This window comes from Roseateles albus, assembly GCF_028595345.1.
GTDB lineage: Bacteria > Pseudomonadota > Gammaproteobacteria > Burkholderiales > Burkholderiaceae_C > Paucibacter_A > Paucibacter_A albus.
On the sequence record NZ_JAQQXT010000004.1, the window covers coordinates 233849 to 251846 of the forward strand.

Genomic DNA, 17998 nt, shown 5'->3' on the forward strand with positions numbered 1-17998 from the left:
AAGGGTGTGCTGGGTCTTGGCTGGCTTCAGCGTTGGCCGCTCGATGGGCGGTGGCTTTGGCTGGCGGCAGAGCGGCTCGCCCGCGAGTCCTCGGCCAACTTGAAGAAAGCCATCTGCTCTTGCAACTGCGCAGCCTGCGCGGACAACTGCTCGGCGGTGGCCGACAACTCTTCCGAGGCCGAGGCCGTCTGCTGGGTCGCGGTGGACAGATGATTCATCGCGCCATTGATCTGCGACACGCCTTGCGACTGCTCGCTGGACGCTGCCGATATTTCCTGCACCAGCTCCGAGGTCTTCTGGATCGAGGGCACCATATTTGTGAGCAGCGTGCCGGCTTTTTCGGCCAGCTTGACGCTGTTGACGGCGAGGGTGCCGATCTCCTGCGCGGCCACTTGGCTGCGCTCGGCCAGCTTGCGCACCTCGGCCGCCACAACAGCAAAGCCCTTGCCATGCTCGCCGGCTCTGGCGGCTTCAATCGCCGCGTTCAAGGCCAGCAGATTGGTCTGGTAAGCTATGTCATCAATGATGGAAATCTTGGTGGCGATTTGCTTCATTGCGTCCACGGTCTGGCTGACCGCTTGACCGCCTTCGATCGCTTCCTTGGCCGCTTTGGTGGCCATGCCGTCGGTGAGGTTGGCACTGTCGGCGTTTTGCTTCACCGAGGCGGCCATTTCCTGCAGTGAGGCGGTGGTTTCTTCGACGCTGGCGGCTTGCTGCGAGGCCGAATGCGACAGGCTTTGCGAGGTCTGCGAGACCTGATCCGAGGCGCCGCCCAGCTGGTCGGCCGACACCCGCACTTCGCGGATGGTGTTGCTGACGGTCTCGACCAGCGAGTTGAACTTCTCGCCCAGCATTTTGAAGAAAGCGGCCTTGCCTTCGAGAGCCACGCGCTGCGAGAAGTCGCCCTGTGTGGCCTTGTCAACCATGCCACCAATTTCGTTTTCAACCGCTACTTCCAGCGTGCGGTCCGACCATTCGACCACCGTGCCCAGGCGCTGGCCTTGGCTGTCGTTGATCGGGTTGGCAATCAAGGAGAAGGTCAGGCTGCTGACCTTGATTTCGGTCTTGTACTCGCCCTTCAGGCTGCCCAGCAGATTGCGCTGATGCGAGGGGTTACGGTGAAATTGGTCGAAATTGCTGCCGACGATGGCGCGCGCATTGAATTGCGGCAAGACCTTGCGCAGCTCGGCCTCGTTGCGCTGCATCATCTGCGCGACCGAGCTGTTGTTGTAGATGATGTTGCCGTCCGGGTCGGCGATCATCACATTGGTGGAGCAGATGTCTAGGGCTTGTTTGACGCGCGCGTTCTCGGCCGCTAGGGCCAGCTCACGCTCACGTGCGAGCAGCTCTTGGGTCATGTCGCGCCACTCGACCACCGTGCCTAAGCGCTTGCCGGCGGCATCAACAATTGGGTTGGCGATCAGGCCGAAGTCCAGGCTGGAGACCTTGATCTGCGTCTTGTACTCGGTCTGCAGCTTGGCCAGCATGCCGCGCTGATGGGCTGGGTTCTTGTGGAAGACATCGATATTGGCGCCCATCAGCTGGCGAGAGTTGAAGTTGGGCAGCACCTTCTTCAATTCGGCTTCGTTGCCCTGCATCATCTGTGTGACCGAGCGGTTCATGTAGATGATGTTGAGGTCCACATCTGCAATCATCACATTGGTCGAGCAGACATCGAGTGCCTGCTTGATGCGGCCGGTTTCAGCGGCCAGCGCGGCGTCGCGGTCGTTGCGATTGCGCAGCTCGGTCTGCATATCGGCCAGCGAGGCCAAGACCTGACCGGGTTCGTCTTGGCCGTCGCTGGGGATCTGGTTGTTCAAGTCACCCTTGCCGATGGCGCTGGCGGTCTTGATGGCCAGGCCCAGCGGCCTGGTGATGCTGCGGGTGACCAGCCAGGCGGCGGCGCTACCCACAGCCAGGGCCAAGATGGCCAAGCCCATCAAGAGGCGCTGCGCCGACTGATAGGCCTGGTCTGAATGTTCAACATCGGCGGCCGCACGTTTGTCTTGCAGGGAGACGAACTCGTCAATCGCATCCTGCCAGAGTTTGGCGGCTGGGCTGGCCTGCTCCAGCAGCAGCTTGGTCGCTTCTGCGTCCTTGTTGCCGGTCGCCAACTCCATCACTTGATTGGTCAAGGGGCGGGCCAATGCAGCCTTCTCGCCAATGTGGGCAAGGGCTTTTTTGCCACCCTCATCGAAGGGCAGCTTCTCCAACTCTGCTCGTGCCGCATCGTATTTTTTGCGGGCCTCCTCAATCTTGACCCGCTCATGTTCAATAGCGCTGGCCTCGGTCAGCAAGATCATGCTGCGCGCGACGCGCTGGACGATGTGCACGCTCTCCGACATATGGTTGACCAAGGCCGTCTTGCGGTGCACATCGTGGACCAAGTGTTCCAGCGCCCTGTTGCTTTCTCTGACTTCATGCAGGCCCAGGCCGACGCAGGCTAAAAGCAGTGCCAGCACAAGTGCAAAAGCCAAGCCAAGTCTTTGTCCGACTTTGAAATTTGAGAGTGACATTTGTATTGTTCCAGTGCCGTGCTTGTGAACGAATGAGCAGGAGTGATCGACTTGGCCTGGCTCGGATTGGGTTTCAGCGTGTTCCTGGTCTGCGCTTGGTGTTGCTGCTGCCGCCTGTGTCGTCGGCCAGCTTGAAGAAGGCCATCTGCTCCTGCAACTGCGCCGCCTGCGCGGACAGTTGCTCAGCGGTGGCCGACAACTCTTCCGAGGCCGAGGCCGTCTGCTGGGTCGCGGTGGAGAGGTGATTCATCGCGCCGTTGATCTGCGTCACACCTTGCGACTGCTCGCCGGAGGCGGCCGCAATTTCCTGCACCAGCTCTGAGGTCTTCTGGATCGAGGGCACCATATTTGTCAGCAGGGTGCCGGCCTTCTCGGCCAGCTGCACGCTGTGGCTGGCCAGCGTGCCGATCTCTTGCGCGGCCACCTGGCTGCGCTCGGCCAGCTTGCGCACCTCGGCCGCCACCACGGCAAAGCCCTTGCCATGCTCACCCGCTCTGGCCGCTTCGATCGCCGCGTTCAGCGCCAAGAGATTGGTCTGGTAAGCGATGTCATCAATGATGGAAATCTTGGTGGCGATTTGCTTCATCGCATCCACCGTCTGGCTCACCGCTTGCCCGCCTTCCATCGCCTCGCGCGCGGCCTTGGTGGCCATGCCGTCGGTGATATTGGCGCTGTCGGAGTTTTGCTTCACGGAAGCTGCCATCTCTTGCAGCGAGGCCGTGGTTTCTTCAACGCTGGCGGCTTGCTGCGAGGCCGAATGCGACAGGCTTTGCGAGGTCTGCGAGACCTGATCCGAGGCGCCGCCCAGCTGATCTGCCGAGGTGCGCACTTCCTGGATGGTGCTGCTGATCGTGGCTATCAAGCCGTTGAACTTCTCGCCGATCTGACGGAAGAAGCCTTGCTTGCCATCGAGTGCGATGCGCTGGCTTAGGTCGCCGCTGGTGGCGGCGCTGGTCAGGCTGTCGAACTCGGCCTCGGCTGCGAGTTGGTCGGTGCGGTCCAACCATTGGCCCACGGTGCCTACAGTTTTGCCTTCGGCGTCGCGAATCGGTGAGGTGGTGATGTCGTAGTTGCGGCCGCCCAGCAGCATCGAGCTGTAGGCGGTTTCGCGCAGGTTTGTCAGGCGCTCGATGGCGGCAGCCGAGTCGCGGTAGAACATGCCGATCGAGCCGCCCAAGACGCGGTTCACGTCAAAGCCGGGCAGCTCGCTGCGGAAGGCAGCTTCATCGCGACGCAGCACCGTCATCAGCGCATCGTTGACGTAAACGATGGTGCCGTCCGCTGCGGAGATCCGCACCGGCATGGCCGCCACATCGAGTGCTTGCTTGATGCGGGCGTTCTCGGCTGCCAGCGCTTGTTCTGCCTGGCGGGCGGCCAGCTCTTGCGTGATGTCACGCCATTCCACCACCGTGCCCAGGCGCTGGCCGGAGGCGTCGATGATGGGGTTGGCCATCAGGCTGAAGTCCAGCTTGGAGACCTGGATTTGGGTTTTGTATTCGCTCTGCAACTTGGCCAGCATGCCGCGCTGGTGACCGGGGTTTTTGTGGAAGCCGTCGATATTGGTGCCTATCAACTGCCTGGAGTTGAAGTTGGGCAATGACTTTTTCAGCTCCGCCTCGTTGGCCTGCATCATCTGCGTGACCGAGCGGTTCATATAGACGATGTTGAGCTCGGTGTCGGCAATCATCACATTGGTGGAGCACACATCCAGCGCTTGCTTGATGCGGCCGTTTTCGGCCAGCTGCAGCGCGTCGCGCTCATTGCGGGCACGCAGCTGGTCTTGCATAACGGCCAGTGAAGCCAGCAGCCGGCCCGGTTCGTCTTGGCCGTCGGTCGGAATATCGTTGTTCAAGTCGCCCTGGCCCACGGCGGAAGCGGTCTTGATGGCCCGAACCAGCGGCTGCGTGATGCTGCGCGTGACCGCCCAGGCGGCGCCGATGGCGATGACAAAGGACGCCAGGGTCAAGCCGATCAGCAAAGTTCGGGTCGAGGCATATTCTTTGGCAGAGTCTTCTGCATCGGCGCGGGCGTCATCGACCTGCAGCTTGACGGCCTTGTCGACGGTGGCTTGCAAAGCCTTGCCGGCCGGGCTTGCCTGTTGCAGCAGCAGCTTGGTGGCGTCCTCGTCCTTGTTCAGTGTGGCGAGGTCTATGACCTGGTCTACCAGGCCGCGCGCCTTGGCGGCCTGGGCGCTGGCCAGTTCCAGGACCTGCTTGTCTTCATCGCGGGTCGAATTCTTGGCCAGTGCCTGCTGCGCTTGATCGAAGAGCTTGCGCGCCTCCATGATCTTCTTGCGCTCGCCGGCGATGGCATCGCTGTCGGTGTACAGAATCATGCTGCGCACGAGGCGCTGCTCGACATGGCCTTGTTCCGACATTGAATTGAGCTCCACCATGCGGCTGAAGTTCTCATCGATCACATGCTCGAGGGCATGGTTGGCGGCGGCCAAATCACGCAAGGCCCAGACGGCAGTGGCGGCAAAAAGCGCCAGTACCAAGGCAAATGCCAGGCCCAGTCTTTGGCCGACCTTCATATTCTTCAACACCATGATGCTTCCTTGCGACAGTTAGCGTTGCTTGTCCGGCAGAGCGGGTGTACTTGCCTGAACGGCACCCGCGCCATGGCGCTGGCCGCCCCTGATGGCGGCCGCGAACAGCCCCGATACATCCAACAAGAGTGCGACCTCGCCCGAGCCCAGAATGGTCGAACCCGCCAGCGCTTTGAGGTGCTGGAAGATGCCCGACAGCGGCTTGATGACGGTCTGGTGCTCGCCCAGCAAGCGGTCAACGATCAGGCCAACGCGGGTCGGCCCGTCGCGCACCACCACCACGCTGCGGCGACGGCCATGTTCGGCCTCATGGCCGCTTGCGCTGATGCCGTAAAAGCGGGCCAGATCCAGCCAGGGCAGGATTTCGCCGCGCAGGTCAAACGTGCCGCTGACGCGCCCGTTCTGCTTGGCGCATTCGGCCGGCACATCGATGCACTCGGACACCGCCGCCAGTGGCAGTACATAGTTGACGCCACCGACCATGGTCAAGAAGCCGTCGATCATCGCAAGCGTCAGCGGCAGCCGGATCTGCGTCAAGGTGCCGTGGCCGGCCGTGCTGCTCAGCGTGATGGTGCCGCGCAGCGACTCAATGCTGCGCTTGACCACGTCCATGCCGACGCCGCGCCCTGAGAGATCGGTGACTTGTTCGGCGGTGGAGAAGCCGGGCTGGAAGATCAGCTGCCAAACCTCGTGGTCGGACAGCACCTGGCCCGGTGCAATCAGCTCCCGCTCGACCGCTTTTTTCAGGATGCGATCACGCGCCAGGCCGCGCCCATCGTCGCTGACCTCGATCACGACCGCGCCGGCCTCGTGATAGGCGTTCAGTGCCAAGCGGCCGGCGGCGGGCTTGCCGGTGGCCAAGCGCTCATCGAAGGTTTCCAGGCCATGGTCCATGCTGTTGCGCACCAGGTGCATCAGCGGATCGGCAATCGAGTCCACCATGGACTTGTCCATCTCGGTGTCACCACCGCTGACGACCAGATCGACTTCTTTGCCGAGTTGCTTGGAGACATCGCGCACAACGCGCTGGAAGCGCGCAAAGGTTTCGCCAATCGGCACCATGCGCAGAGCCAAGGTGCCGTCGCGGGTTTCTTGCACCAGGTCCATCACGCGCTGGGTCGCTTCCAGCAAGACCTCGGCGCCTTCCTGGTGGGCAATCATTTGCGCGCCGGAGCCGGCAATTACCAACTCGCCGATCAGGTCGATCAATTTATCGAGCTTGTCGGCACGCACGCGCACAAAGCGGGTTTCATCGCCGGCACGGCGGTCGCGGCCCCCTTCGCGGCGCTCACCTTCACCGCTGCGGCGGTCGCTGACTTTTCTTTGCGCCCCTTCAGCGGGTGCGGCGCGGCGCTCGATATGGGGCACCAAAACGGGTGCTTCTTCGCTGGCCGGCGTGCCCACCACTTCGACGCGCAGATCGAAATGCATGCCCATCGCGCGCCAGCAGTCGAACAGGACGGCACGCGCCTCGGCGTCGTCGCCGCAGCGCAGCGTGGCGAGGGTCTCAAAAGCGGCCGGGGCGGCGTCGGGCGGCAGGATCTGGATGCTGCTGTCTTCGGCCGCGAACTCAAAGACGCGGGAGATGTCTTCCAGGCTAGCGGGGCTTTCAAAGCGCAGCTCAAAGCCCAGATAGCAGGCCTCGGCGTCGAGTGCCTCCAAGGCGGGCAAGGTCTCCGTCAGGGCAGTGATCGCCTTCACCTCGCCGAGGGTGGCCAGGTAGCGCAAGAAGGACAAGGGGTCCAGGCCATTGCGCAGCGCGTCCGCAAAAAAGCGCAGTGACAAATGCCAGTACTGCTGGGCTTGCGCCGCTGCAGTTGCGGCAGCAGGGGCTACAGGCGCTTCGGCAATTGCGGCAGGCGGGGCGGTGGCTTCGGGTGCGCCCAAGAGTGCACGCAAGCGGCTGGCCAGGGCGGCGCTGCTGGCGGCCACGGCCGGGTCGCTCTCGCCGCTTTGCACTTCGCCCAGCAGCAGTTCGATTTGGTCGCGGCTTTCCAGCAGCGCGGCGACGACATCGCCGTCCAGCTGGCGCTGGTTGGAGCGCAAGGCCTCCAGCAAGGTCTCTGCTTCATGGGTGAAGGTGACCACCGCGTCGCAGCCGAACATGCCGGCTGTGCCCTTGATGGTGTGGGCGGCGCGGAAGGCCGAGTTAAGGCTCTCCGAATCATCCGGGTTGTTCTCCAGCACCAGCAGGCCTTCTTCGAACTGGCGCAGCATTTCTTGCGCCTCGTCCAGAAAGCCGGCCCTGGCAATGGCCAGAATCTCGGCATCGTCGTCGGTCATTGACATGGGAGCTCCTCGCTAGCGGTGCCGCCTGCGCCCAGCTCTGCGCTGGTCGAAGGCCTCAGGTTCTTCAAGTCGGCACCCAGGCCGTAGCAGCGCAGCGCGGCCAGGACCACGGCACTCGGCGCCAGCAGCGTCAACTGCCGCTCGCGCTCTTGCATGCTGCGCTGCGTGGCCAGCAGCAACTGCACGGCAGAGCTGTCGAAATCGCTGACACCGCTGAGGTCGAGGCTGAGGTTGCGCCCATCCAGCCGGCTCAGGGTTTCCAGCAGCAGGCCATGGGTGTCGGCCGCTTGCGCAATGGTCAGCTCCGGGCCCAGGTCCAAGCTGTGTGGCAGGGCAGTGGCGGCTATATCGGCCGCTTGATCGTCATTCGAGTCCGACATGGCTTGCTCCGCTTGAATTCAACACAAGGCTGGCAGTGCTTACACGCAGAGCTTGTTGACCGCATCAACCAGTTGCGAGGGCTGGAAGGGCTTGGTGATCCAGGCCTTGGCGCCGGCGGCGCGGCCTTCCGCCTTCTTGGCTTCTTGCGATTCGGTCGTCAGCATGATCACCGGGGTGAACTTGTAGGCGGCAATGGACTTCACATGGCGCAGGAATTCCAAGCCGTCCATATTGGGCATATTGACGTCGCAGACGATCAGGTTGATCTTGCCGTCAAGCTTGGTGCAGGCGTCTTTGCCATCGACCGCCTCGATGACGGTGTAGCCGGCTTTCATCAGCGCCAATTTCACGACGGTGCGGAAGCTGCCGGAGTCGTCTACGACCAAAATGGTTTTACTCATGGTGGGTCCTCTTCTAGTGCTTGCTAATTTGCAGTGGGGAATCAAAAAAATTCGACGTTGTCTTGCCGAGGCGCTGGTGGCTTGCCGTGGTGGAACAGGTGTTGCTCTTCGGTCGTGAAGCTGGCCTCGAAAGCGGCCGCCCAAGCCTGCCGCTCGGCCTCGCCAGCGGTGTTCATATGGGGTAACTCGGCGCTGAAGCGCTCGATGTTTTTGTGCAGGATGTCGACCATCTGGGACAAGCGATCGGCGAACTGCAGGCCGTGCAAGGCGCGTTCACACTGGGCTTGGAGGTCGGTGTCGATTTGCTGCAGCGCTTCGGTGTGTGCGCTGTCGGGGGGGAGTTCGGCGAACTTGCTGTGCAGCTGATCCTGCAGCTCAAAAATGCTGGCGAAGTTGCTCAACAACTCGACCGAGCCGCTCTGCAGCGTGGCCTGAATCGCCTCCAACTGACGTGCCCAGATGGGCGCGATGTACTCGGCCATCGGCGCCACACCATGGGCGGCCGGGTCTGGATGCATTGCCGCTGCGGGGCTATGACTCATTCACTGCCTTTCAAGGACAGACCATGACTTATCGTTGCGGCTGGCACAACACCGCATCAGTTCGCTAGTTTCACCGCTGCGCACTCCCGGTGAAGCCAGGAAATGTGATCAATTTAACAAGCAATACGGCGGATGTAATCAAAAAAACTGTTCCCGCGCTGCCGGTGGTGCTCGCAGCAACGCCGCAGGCGCGAACGGCTCCAATAGACGGCCAAACAGATTGGACCGTCCTTAGCGCAGAACTATAAAAGGGTTGCCGAGCGGCGGTAATCGGACGCACACCTGAGTCTGTGGGCGAAAACACCTGAGGGCGGGCAGGCTCGGCGCATCCCGCGCCGGCCGAAAAATTTTCAGATCAGCGGCGCGCCCCGCTGGGAGCGCGGGGCGCGGCCTTCAAAGATCAGAGAGAGGTGGGTGCCGGCTCAGTGGCTGGCGGCGGGCGCGGCTTGCGGCACGCTGGAGTTCGCGTTGGCGCTGGCGGCCAACTCGGGCGCCCGCGTCACACGGGTCTTGCCGCTGGTGGTGATCAAAATGACTGCGTCACCGGGCTTGAAGCTGTCGGCGCCCTTGGCTTGCACGACGGCACGCCGCTCGCCGTTGCGCAGTTGCAGCAAGATCTCCACCGCTTGCTCCTGCGTGCCATTGCGTTCGATGGCATTGCCAATCATGGCGCCTGCGACAGCGCCCAGCACGCCAATGATCTGGCCCTCCACCCGGCCGCCGACCGTGGCGCCGGCAATGCCGCCGACCACGCCGCCCGCGACGGCGCCGCCACCGCTTTGCGAACCCTCGACCGTGACATTGCGGACCGACAAGACGCTGGCGTCAAGCACCTGCGAAAGGCTTTGGGTGTCGCGGCGTTGGATCACGTCCGGGCTGCTGGTCGAGCAAGCACTCAATGCTGCCAAGGCGATCAGGCCGGCTGTGACAAGGGCGAATTTCTTCATCTGACGGTACTCCAGGGAACTTGACTCCGCTCAACGCGGCGCAAGCGGCCGTCGTTGACAGACGAAGATTGTCGTTCAGGATCCGAAAGAGACCGGAGCGTCAGCCATGCAAGCGACTGGACCGCGGCACGCTGGCCAGCAAGAACTCCATCTGATCGGCCAAGATACGGCGGCCCCGCAGAATCATGTCTTCATGCAAGCTCGGCACATAGGGCAGATAGAGCAGGCTCATATGCGCCTCCTCGGGCAGGCGGCTGCCTTTGCGGCCGTTGCAGCCCCGGCAGGCGGTGATGCAATTCATCCAGCTGTCGGAGCCGCCGCGCGAGCTGGGCTGTATATGTTCGCAAGTCAGCGCATCGACGTGAAAGCTGTGGCCGCAATAGGCGCAGATATAGCGGTCCCGTGCGAATAACTTGGCATTCGAGAGTGCCGGGGCCTGGCGCCAAGCCCGACTGGGGACGCTGCCGCGCACCGCGATGATGGGGTGGACCTCGATGCGTGACTGCATGCCGGTGCGGCGCTGCAGGCCGCCGCGCATCACTTGGCAGGGGTCGCCCAAGGTCCAGGCCACGCCGTCGCTGGCGTAGATCGCAGCCGCTTCACGCGTCGTGATCCAAGCTTGTGGTCGACCAGAAATATCCAGTTGAAGCACGTCCAAGGCGATGACCTCCTAAGCGGAGCGTACTTCATTACCGCGCACCGACTCAAGTGCAATGCGGGCGAGGGCTGATCGGTGGATGCGAAGCCACGCTGTCAAAGCTCGGTCACGAAGACTGCCGAAACTATTGCGCCGCGTGAACTTCTAGGCGGCGGCCCCTAAAAATTTGCAGCAAATAGTTAGGCGTTCTTCTCCAAGTTTCTGCAAAATAGAACGATCGTTCGTTTTATTATGACGACCCTGACTTCACGAGAACATTGCCTGTGTCTGCTTTTGCACCCATGAACACCTCGCCTGACTCGGCCGCTGAGCCTGGGCTCAAGCCTGCGCGGGTGGTGCGTTCGCTGCAAAAAGGCATGCACACCCGCGCCATCATTCTGGAGGCGGCCTTGGGGCTGGCCTCGCATATGGGGCTGGAGGGCTTGTCGATTGGCGCCCTGGCCGATGTGACCAAGATGAGCAAGTCGGGCGTGTTCGCCCACTTCGGCTCCCGCGAAGAACTGCAGATCGCGGTGGTGAAGGAATATCACGCCAAGTTCGAGGAGGAGGTGTTCTTCACCGCCATCCGTGAGGAGCGTGGCCTGCCGCGCCTGCGCGCTTTGTATGAGCGCTGGGTGCGCCGCGTCTCGGTCGAAGTCGATTCGGGCTGCATCTATATCAGCGGCGCGGTCGAATTTGACGACCGGCCCGGCCCGGTGCGCGACGCCTTGGTCGCGATGGTGCGTGACTGGCATGGCGCGCTGCACAAGGCGATCGTGCTGGCGCAAGAGGCCGGCCATTTGCACGCTGACGCCGACGTCTACCAAATCTTGTTCGAGCTGCATGGGCTGATTTTGTCCCTGCATCACGATGCCCGTTTCATGCGCAACCCCGGCGCCGTGAGCCGTGCCGGCCTGGGCTTCGAGCGCACGATTCAGTTTTATGCCACGCCGCTGGGTCTGCAAGTTGACGAGCAGACCAAGCCCAAATCCAAATCAGCCAAACCTCGGGTCGCACCCAAGAAGCGCGCCTGATCTCACTAGTTTCAACCTGGAGTAAGACATGCCGATCTACAACCCCCCACTGCGCGACATGCAATTTGTGATGCACGAAGTGCTGAACGTGGTCGACGAGCTCAAAATGCTGCCGGCGCATGCCGACATCGACGCCGACACCATCAACGCGGTACTGGAAGAGGGCGGCAAGTTCGCCGCTGAGGTGCTGGCACCGCTGAACCTGAGTGGTGACTCCGAGGGTTGCAAACTGGACAAGGCCACCCATGAGGTGACCCCGCCCAAGGGCTTCAAGGAAGCCTATGCCAAGTATGTCGAGGGCGGCTGGCCGGCGCTGGGTTGTGACCCCGAGTACGGCGGCCAAGGCCTGCCGCTGGTGGTCAATCAGTCTTTCTACGAGATGATGAACTCGGCCAACCAGGCCTGGACCATGTACCCGGGTCTGAGTCACGGCGCCTACGAATGCTTGCATGCCCATGGCACGCCCGAGCAAAAGGCGATCTATCTGCCTAAGCTGACCAGCGGTGAGTGGACCGGCACCATGTGCCTGACCGAGCCGCATTGCGGCACCGATTTGGGCATGCTGCGCAGCAAGGCCCAGCCGCAAGCGGATGGCACATACAAGATCAGCGGCGCCAAGATTTTTATCTCGGCCGGCGAACATGACATGGTCGAGAACATCGTCCACTTGGTCCTGGCTCGACTACCCGACGCGCCGGAAGGCTCCAAAGGCATTTCGCTCTTCATCGTGCCCAAGTTTTTGGTCAATGCCGATGGCAGCATCGGTGCCCGCAACGGTATCTTCTGCGCCGGCCTTGAGCACAAGATGGGCATCCACGCCAACTCCACCTGTCAGATGGTCTTGGAAGACGCGGTCGGCACCTTGGTCGGTCAGCCCAACAAGGGCTTGGCGGCGATGTTCGTGATGATGAACGCGGCCCGCCTCGGTGTGGGTAACCAGTCACTCGGACTGACCGAGGTGGCTTATCAAACTGCCGCCGCCTACGCCAAGGATCGCATCCAGATGCGCGCGCTGAGCGGGCCAAAGTCGCCCGAGAAGGCGGCCGACTCCATCATCGTGCACCCCGATGTGCGCAAGATGCTGCTGACCGCGCGTGCCTACGCCGAAGGCGGCCGTGCGCTGGCCATCTATGTGGCCATGACGCTGGACCGCGCGATCAGCTCGGACGATGAAGACGAGCGCAAGGAAGCCGAGGCCGAAGTCTCGCTGCTGACGCCCATCATCAAGGCCTTCATCACCGACAACGGCTGGATCGCCACCTCGAATTGCATGCAGGTGTTCGGCGGCCACGGCTATATCCACGAGTGGGGCATGGAGCAGTTCGTGCGCGACTCGCGCATTAATATGCTGTACGAGGGCACCAACACCATCCAGTCGCTGGACCTGCTGGGTCGCAAGGTGCTGGGCGATAACGGCGCCAAGCTGCGCAAGTTCGGCGCCAAGATTGCCGCTTTTGTTGAAGCCGAGGGCACCAACGAGGCGATGCAGGAGTTCATCAACCCCTTGGCCGACTTGGGCGACAAGGTCACCAAGCTGACGACCGAAATCGGCATGAAGGCATTCGCCAACCCGGATGAAGTCGGCGCCGCAGCGGTGGACTATCTGCGCGTCGTGGGTCACCTGACTTTTGCCTACTTCTGGGCCCGCATGGCCAAGGTGGCTTTGGAAAAACAAGGCAGTGGCGACAAGTTCTATACCGCCAAGCTCTCGACAGCGCGCTTCTATTTTGCGAAGCTGCTGCCCGAGACGGCAATGCTGATTCGCACCGCGCGCGCCGGCCTGCCTTCCTTGATGGAAATGGAAGAAGAGTTGTTCTGATTCGCCAAGGCCTAACAAGCCCCTTTTGAGTTCAAGAAACCATTGGAGACACCATGAAATCACTGATTGCTGCTGCTGTTTTGAGTCTCGTTGCCAATCTCGCGGTGGCACAGGCCACGCCGGCGGGACTGTGGAAGACCTTCGACGATGATGGCAAGACCGAGAAGTCGCTGGTACGTGTGAGCGAGGTGGGCGGGGTCTATCAGGGCAAGATCGAGAAGATTTTTGATCCAGCCCGCCAGAATGCCAAGTGCGACAAATGCGAGGGTGAGCGCAAGGATCAGCCCATTCTGGGCATGGTGATTTTCCACGGTGCCAAGCAGGACGATGACGATAAGTCTGTCTGGAACGGCAGCGAAATCGTCAAGCCCGACGAAGGCAAGGTCTACAAGAAGATGCGCATTCAGTTGGCGGAAGGCGGCAAGACGCTGAAGGTTCGTGGCTATATCGGTTTTCTATTCCAGACCCGCGAATGGGTACGGGTCGAGTAAAGCTGAGCCCCCTGGCTTGTCTCAATACATTTAAGGAAAAGCAACGTGAGTCGTTTTCAAGTTCGTAAAGTCGCCGTGCTCGGCGCTGGCGTGATGGGCGCGCAAATCGCTGCCCATCTGGTCAACCTCAAAGTCCCGGTGATCCTGTTTGATCTGCCGGCCAAAGAAGGTGCCAAGAATGGCATCGTCACCAAGGCCATCGAGGGCCTGAAGAAACTCAAGCCCGCGCCGCTGGGCGTGGTCGAAGACGCCGCGCTGATCCAGGCCGCTAACTACGAAGAGCATCTGGCTCTGCTGGGCGAGTGCGACCTGATCATCGAGGCGATTGCCGAGCGCATGGACTGGAAGCTTGATCTCTACAAGAAGATTGCTCCCTTTGTTGCCGTCCATGCCATCGTCGCGTCCAACACCTCGGGCCTGTCGATCACCAAGCTGGCCGAAGCGCTGCCGGAAGAAATCAAGCCGCGTTTTTGCGGCATCCATTTCTTCAACCCACCGCGCTATATGTACTTGGTTGAGTTGATCAACACGCCGACGACATTGCCGGCGGTGATCGATCAGCTGGAATCCTTCGTGACTTCGGGCCTGGGCAAGGGCGTTGTGCGCGCCAATGACACACCTAACTTCGTCGCTAACCGGGTCGGTATCGCCGGCATGATGGCCACGATGATCGAAGCCGAGAAGTTCGGCTTGAGCGTTGATCTGGTCGATGACTTGACCGGCAAGAAGCTCGGTCGCGCCTCCAGCGGCACCTTCCGCACGGCGGACGTGGTGGGCCTTGACACGATGGCTCATGTCGTCAAGACCATGCAAGAGAATCTGAAGGATGACCCCTTCTATTCGACCTATGCAACGCCGGCCGTGTTGGCCGGTCTGATCGAGAAGGGCGCCCTGGGTCAGAAGACCGGCGCCGGTTTCTACAAAAAGGTCGGCAAAGACATCATGCGTCTGGACACGGCCACTGGCGAATACGTGGCCGGCGGCAAAAAGGCCGACGAGATCGTCGCTCGCATGCTCAAGAAGCCGGCCGCCGACCGCATCAAGCTGCTGCGCGAATCGACCAATCCACAGGCCCAGTTCCTGTGGGCCATCCTGCGCGACAGTTTCCATTACTGCGCCGTGCATCTGGACACCGTGGCCGACACCGCGCGCGAGATCGACTTTGCAATGCGCTGGGGCTTCGGCTCTAGCCAAGGCCCGTTCGAGCTCTGGCAACAAGCTGGCTGGAAGCAAGTGGCTGACTGGGTGGCTGAAGACATCGCCGCCGGCAAGACCTTGTCCAGCGCGGCTTTGCCAGCCTGGGTCTTCACCGGCCCAGTGGCCGACAACGGCGGCGTGCACAGCGCCGCCGGTTCCTGGAGTGCGGCCGAGGGTAAATTCAAGCCCCGCACCGAGTTGCCGGTGTATCAGCGTCAAGCCTTCCCCGAGGCCTTGTTCGGCGAAGGTTCTGTTGACGCATTGAAGGCCGGTACCGAGCTGTTCAAGAACGAAGAGCTGCGTGTCTGGACCTTGGACAACGAGGTTGTGATCGCTTCGATCACCGCCAAGCTGCACCTGATCAGCCCGACCGTGACCGAAGGCCTGCTGAAGGCGGTCGAGATCGCTGAAGGCTCTTACAAGGGCTTGGTGATCTGGTCGCCGGATGACGTGTTCTCGGCCGGCGCCAACCTCGAAGCGCTGATGCCTGTCTTCATGAAGTCGGGCGCCAAGGGCATCGCTCCGGAAGAGAAGAAGCTGCAAGACGCGATGCTGCGCATCCGCTATGCGAGCGTGCCGGTGGTGGCCGCGATGCGCGGCCTGGCGTTGGGCGGCGGCTGCGAGTTGGCTGTGCATTGCGCACGCCGTGTCGCGCATATGGAGAGTTATGTCGGTCTGGTCGAAGTTGGCGTTGGGCTCATCCCCGGCGCCGGCGGCCTGACCTATATCGCTCGCCGTGCGGCCGAGATGGCAGCGGCCGGCAATGCCAATGCCGACATCTTCGCCTTCTTGAAAGACGGCTTCACGACCGCCGCCACGGCCAAGGTCGCGACCTCGGCATTGGAAGCACGCAAGAACGGTTTCTTGCTCGACAGCGATGTGATCGTGCCGAACAAGGACGAGTTGTTGCATGTCGCCACGGCGCAAGTCAAGGCGATGGCTGAGTCCGGCTACCGCGCGCCGCTGCGGGCGCTGTTCCCGGTCGCGGGCCGCTCCGGCATCGCCACCATCAAGGGTCAGTTGGCCAATATGCGTGACGGTGGCTTCATCAGTGCGCATGACTTCTACCTCGCCAGCCTGATCGCCGATGTGGTCTGCGGCGGCGCGGTCGAGGCCGGCTCGCTGGTGTCCGAGGAGTATTTGATGTCGCTGGAGCGCAAGCATTTCTGCTCGCTGCTTGAGCACCCAAAAACTCAGGAACGAATCATGGGCATGCTGCAGACTGGTAAGCCAGTACGTAACTAATAGCCTTGAGTGACAGACCGCCCGAGCGTACTCGCGAGTAGCTCTGTCACCAACTGATCAAGAGGAAAGAACATCATGAGCAAGCAAGTTCAAGAAGCGTATATCTGCGCCGCCACCCGTCTGCCTATCGGCAAGTCGGGCCGGGGCTATTACAAAAACACCCGTCCGGACGAAATGCTGGCGCGCGTCATTCAAGCCGCCTTGGCACAAGTGCCGGGGCTCGATCCGTCCGCCATCGAGGATGCCATCGTCGGCTGCTCCTTCCCCGAAGGCGAGCAGGGCATGAATATCGCCCGTGTTGGCGCGGTGCTGGCCGGTCTGCCCAATACGGTCGGCGGCGTGACCGTCAATCGCTACTGCGCATCGGGCATCACTGCCTTGCAAATGGCCGCCGATCGCATCCGCATCGGTGAGGCCGAGGTGATGATCGCCGCTGGCGTCGAGTCGATGAGCATGGTGCCTATGGGTGGCTACAAGCCTTCCTTGTCGCCCGCCATCTTCGAGCGTGACGAAAACCTGGGCCTCGCCTACGGCATGGGCCTGACGGCCGAGAAGGTCGCGCAGCAGTGGAAGATCAGCCGCGAAGCGCAAGACGAATTTGCGCTGCAATCGCATCTGCGTGCCTTGGCCGCGATCGAATCTGGCGCCTTCAAGGACGAGATGACGCCGTTCGAGATCATCGAGCGCCTGCCCAATCTGCTGGACGGCTCGATCAACGAGCGTCGCCGCATGGTCGACACCGACGAAGGCCCACGTCGCGACACCACGCTGGAAGGCCTGGCCAAGCTGCGCGCAGTGTTCGCCGCCAAGGGTTCGGTCACGGCGGGCAACAGCTCGCAAACTTCGGACGGTTCCGGCGCCTTGATCGTCGCGTCTGAAGCGGCGGTCAAGCGCTTCGGCCTGACACCGCTGGCTCGCTTCGTTAGCTTCGCGGTGCGCGGCGTGCCGCCCGAGATCATGGGCATTGGTCCGATCGAGGCGATTCCTGCCGCCTTGAAGCTGGCCGGCCTGAAGGCGCAAGACCTGGGCTGGATCGAGTTGAACGAAGCCTTTGCCGCACAGTCGCTGGCCGTCTTGAACGACCTCGACAGCAAGGGCATCGTGCTGGACCGCAGCAAGGTGAACCCGAACGGCGGCGCGATCGCCCTGGGTCACCCGCTGGGCGCCACCGGCGCCATCCGTGCCGCCTCGGTGATCCACGGCCTGCGCCGCACCGGCCAGAAGTACGGCATGGTGACGATGTGCGTCGGTGCCGGCCAAGGTGCTGCCGGCATCATCGAGCGATTGTGAGAGCCCCCAGGTCGACGCCATACGTCGCCCACCCCCCGAGGGGGCGCAAGAAAGCTTGGGACGGCCCGGCGCTTTCTTGTGAGATGACGACCCGGCGAACGGTTTTACGCGGCGCGGCCTTGCTGGCTGGGCCGGCTCTGCTCGTCGGCTGTCAGGGCGACTTGAGCCCCGCCTTCGCGACCTGGAAACAGGCGCGCAAGGCGGTGTTCGAGTTGCTGTTCAGCCCGCCCAAAGTGCAAGACAACGCCTGGACCTTGGCGCAGCTGCTGCAGCATCTGGCGCAAAGCATCGAGTTCTCCATCAGCGGATTCCCCGAGCTGAAACCGGCTTGGTTCCGCTCCAGCGTGGGTGCTGCGGCCTGGGCCTTGTTCAACGCCCGCGGCAAGATGTCGCACAGCCTGGACGAGCCGATTCCCGGCGCGCCGGCGCTGGACGTCGAGCGCAGCCTGAAGTTTTCGGTGCAGCGCCTGCTCGATGCGATGGATGCATTTGCGGCGCACAAGGGGCCCTTGGCGCCGCATTTCGCCTATGGCCCGCTGAGCCGCGAAGAATATGAGCGCGCACACCTAATGCATTTGGCCAATCATTGGCAACAACTCGGCCGTGCATCCTGAGCGCTTGCGTCACAATCGCCCCGAAATTTGAAGAAATTGGAGACTGC

The 17998-nt window shown here is 62.1% G+C and carries 14 protein-coding genes and 1 pseudogene; 6 read left to right on the forward strand and 9 right to left on the reverse strand.

Annotated features, from left to right (window positions below; translation table 11 throughout):
- Window positions 1–26: 26 nt before the first annotated feature.
- The 9 genes and pseudogenes from PRZ03_RS24070 to PRZ03_RS08565 form a co-directional block, all read right to left on the reverse strand.
- Window positions 27–1538 (reverse strand): methyl-accepting chemotaxis protein, encoded by a 1512-nt coding sequence (locus tag PRZ03_RS24070; RefSeq protein WP_409993948.1) that lies wholly within the window; start codon window positions 1536–1538, stop codon window positions 27–29.
- Window positions 1539–1556: 18 nt separating this feature from the next.
- A pseudogene (locus PRZ03_RS24075) lies at window positions 1557–2516 on the reverse strand (MCP four helix bundle domain-containing protein); the annotation flags it as partial.
- A 73-nt stretch (window positions 2517–2589) separates the two neighbouring features.
- Window positions 2590–5064, reverse strand: coding sequence for a methyl-accepting chemotaxis protein (locus PRZ03_RS23955; RefSeq protein ID WP_338109598.1), 2475 nt, complete (start codon window positions 5062–5064; stop codon window positions 2590–2592).
- Window positions 5065–5082: 18 nt separating this feature from the next.
- The gene (locus tag PRZ03_RS08540; protein ID WP_273599909.1) at window positions 5083–7353 is read right to left on the reverse strand and encodes a chemotaxis protein CheA; all 2271 of its coding nucleotides are present in this window, start codon (window positions 7351–7353) and stop codon (window positions 5083–5085) included.
- The gene (locus tag PRZ03_RS08545; protein WP_273599910.1) at window positions 7344–7733 is read right to left on the reverse strand and encodes an STAS domain-containing protein; all 390 of its coding nucleotides are present in this window, start codon (window positions 7731–7733) and stop codon (window positions 7344–7346) included. The genes PRZ03_RS08540 and PRZ03_RS08545 overlap by 10 nt, the downstream gene beginning before the upstream one ends.
- Window positions 7734–7772: 39 nt before the next feature.
- On the reverse strand, window positions 7773–8135 hold the full coding sequence (locus PRZ03_RS08550) for a response regulator (RefSeq protein ID WP_273599912.1): 363 nt from the start codon (window positions 8133–8135) through the stop codon (window positions 7773–7775).
- A 41-nt stretch (window positions 8136–8176) separates the two neighbouring features.
- Entirely contained in the window at window positions 8177–8677 is a 501-nt protein-coding gene (locus PRZ03_RS08555) for a hypothetical protein (RefSeq protein WP_273599914.1), read from the reverse strand.
- A 422-nt stretch (window positions 8678–9099) separates the two neighbouring features.
- Window positions 9100–9624 (reverse strand): outer membrane lipoprotein, encoded by a 525-nt coding sequence (locus tag PRZ03_RS08560; protein WP_273599916.1) that lies wholly within the window; start codon window positions 9622–9624, stop codon window positions 9100–9102.
- A 100-nt stretch (window positions 9625–9724) separates the two neighbouring features.
- Window positions 9725–10282 (reverse strand): HNH endonuclease, encoded by a 558-nt coding sequence (locus PRZ03_RS08565; RefSeq protein WP_273599918.1) that lies wholly within the window; start codon window positions 10280–10282, stop codon window positions 9725–9727.
- A gap of 281 nt (window positions 10283–10563) precedes the next feature.
- Between PRZ03_RS08565 and PRZ03_RS08570 the strand changes: the two genes are divergently transcribed.
- The 6 genes from PRZ03_RS08570 (at window position 10564) to PRZ03_RS08595 (ending at window position 17951) form a co-directional block, all read left to right on the forward strand.
- Complete coding sequence (locus PRZ03_RS08570) at window positions 10564–11295, forward strand: TetR/AcrR family transcriptional regulator (protein WP_273599920.1); 732 nt, start codon at window positions 10564–10566, stop codon at window positions 11293–11295.
- Window positions 11296–11323: 28 nt separating this feature from the next.
- A complete protein-coding gene (locus PRZ03_RS08575; RefSeq protein ID WP_273599922.1) occupies window positions 11324–13114 on the forward strand; it encodes an acyl-CoA dehydrogenase C-terminal domain-containing protein in 1791 nt (596 codons plus the stop codon).
- 53 nt (window positions 13115–13167) lie between these two features.
- On the forward strand, window positions 13168–13605 hold the full coding sequence (locus PRZ03_RS08580) for a DUF2147 domain-containing protein (RefSeq protein WP_273599924.1): 438 nt from the start codon (window positions 13168–13170) through the stop codon (window positions 13603–13605).
- Between the two features lie 45 nt (window positions 13606–13650).
- On the forward strand, window positions 13651–16047 hold the full coding sequence (locus tag PRZ03_RS08585) for a 3-hydroxyacyl-CoA dehydrogenase/enoyl-CoA hydratase family protein (RefSeq protein ID WP_273599926.1): 2397 nt from the start codon (window positions 13651–13653) through the stop codon (window positions 16045–16047).
- Between the two features lie 75 nt (window positions 16048–16122).
- Window positions 16123–17337: an acetyl-CoA C-acyltransferase gene (locus tag PRZ03_RS08590; protein WP_273599928.1), complete on the forward strand. Its 1215-nt coding sequence runs from the start codon at window positions 16123–16125 to the stop codon at window positions 17335–17337.
- An 83-nt stretch (window positions 17338–17420) separates the two neighbouring features.
- Entirely contained in the window at window positions 17421–17951 is a 531-nt protein-coding gene (locus tag PRZ03_RS08595; RefSeq protein ID WP_273599930.1) for a DUF1569 domain-containing protein, read from the forward strand.
- The last annotated feature ends 47 nt before the right edge of the window (window positions 17952–17998 follow it).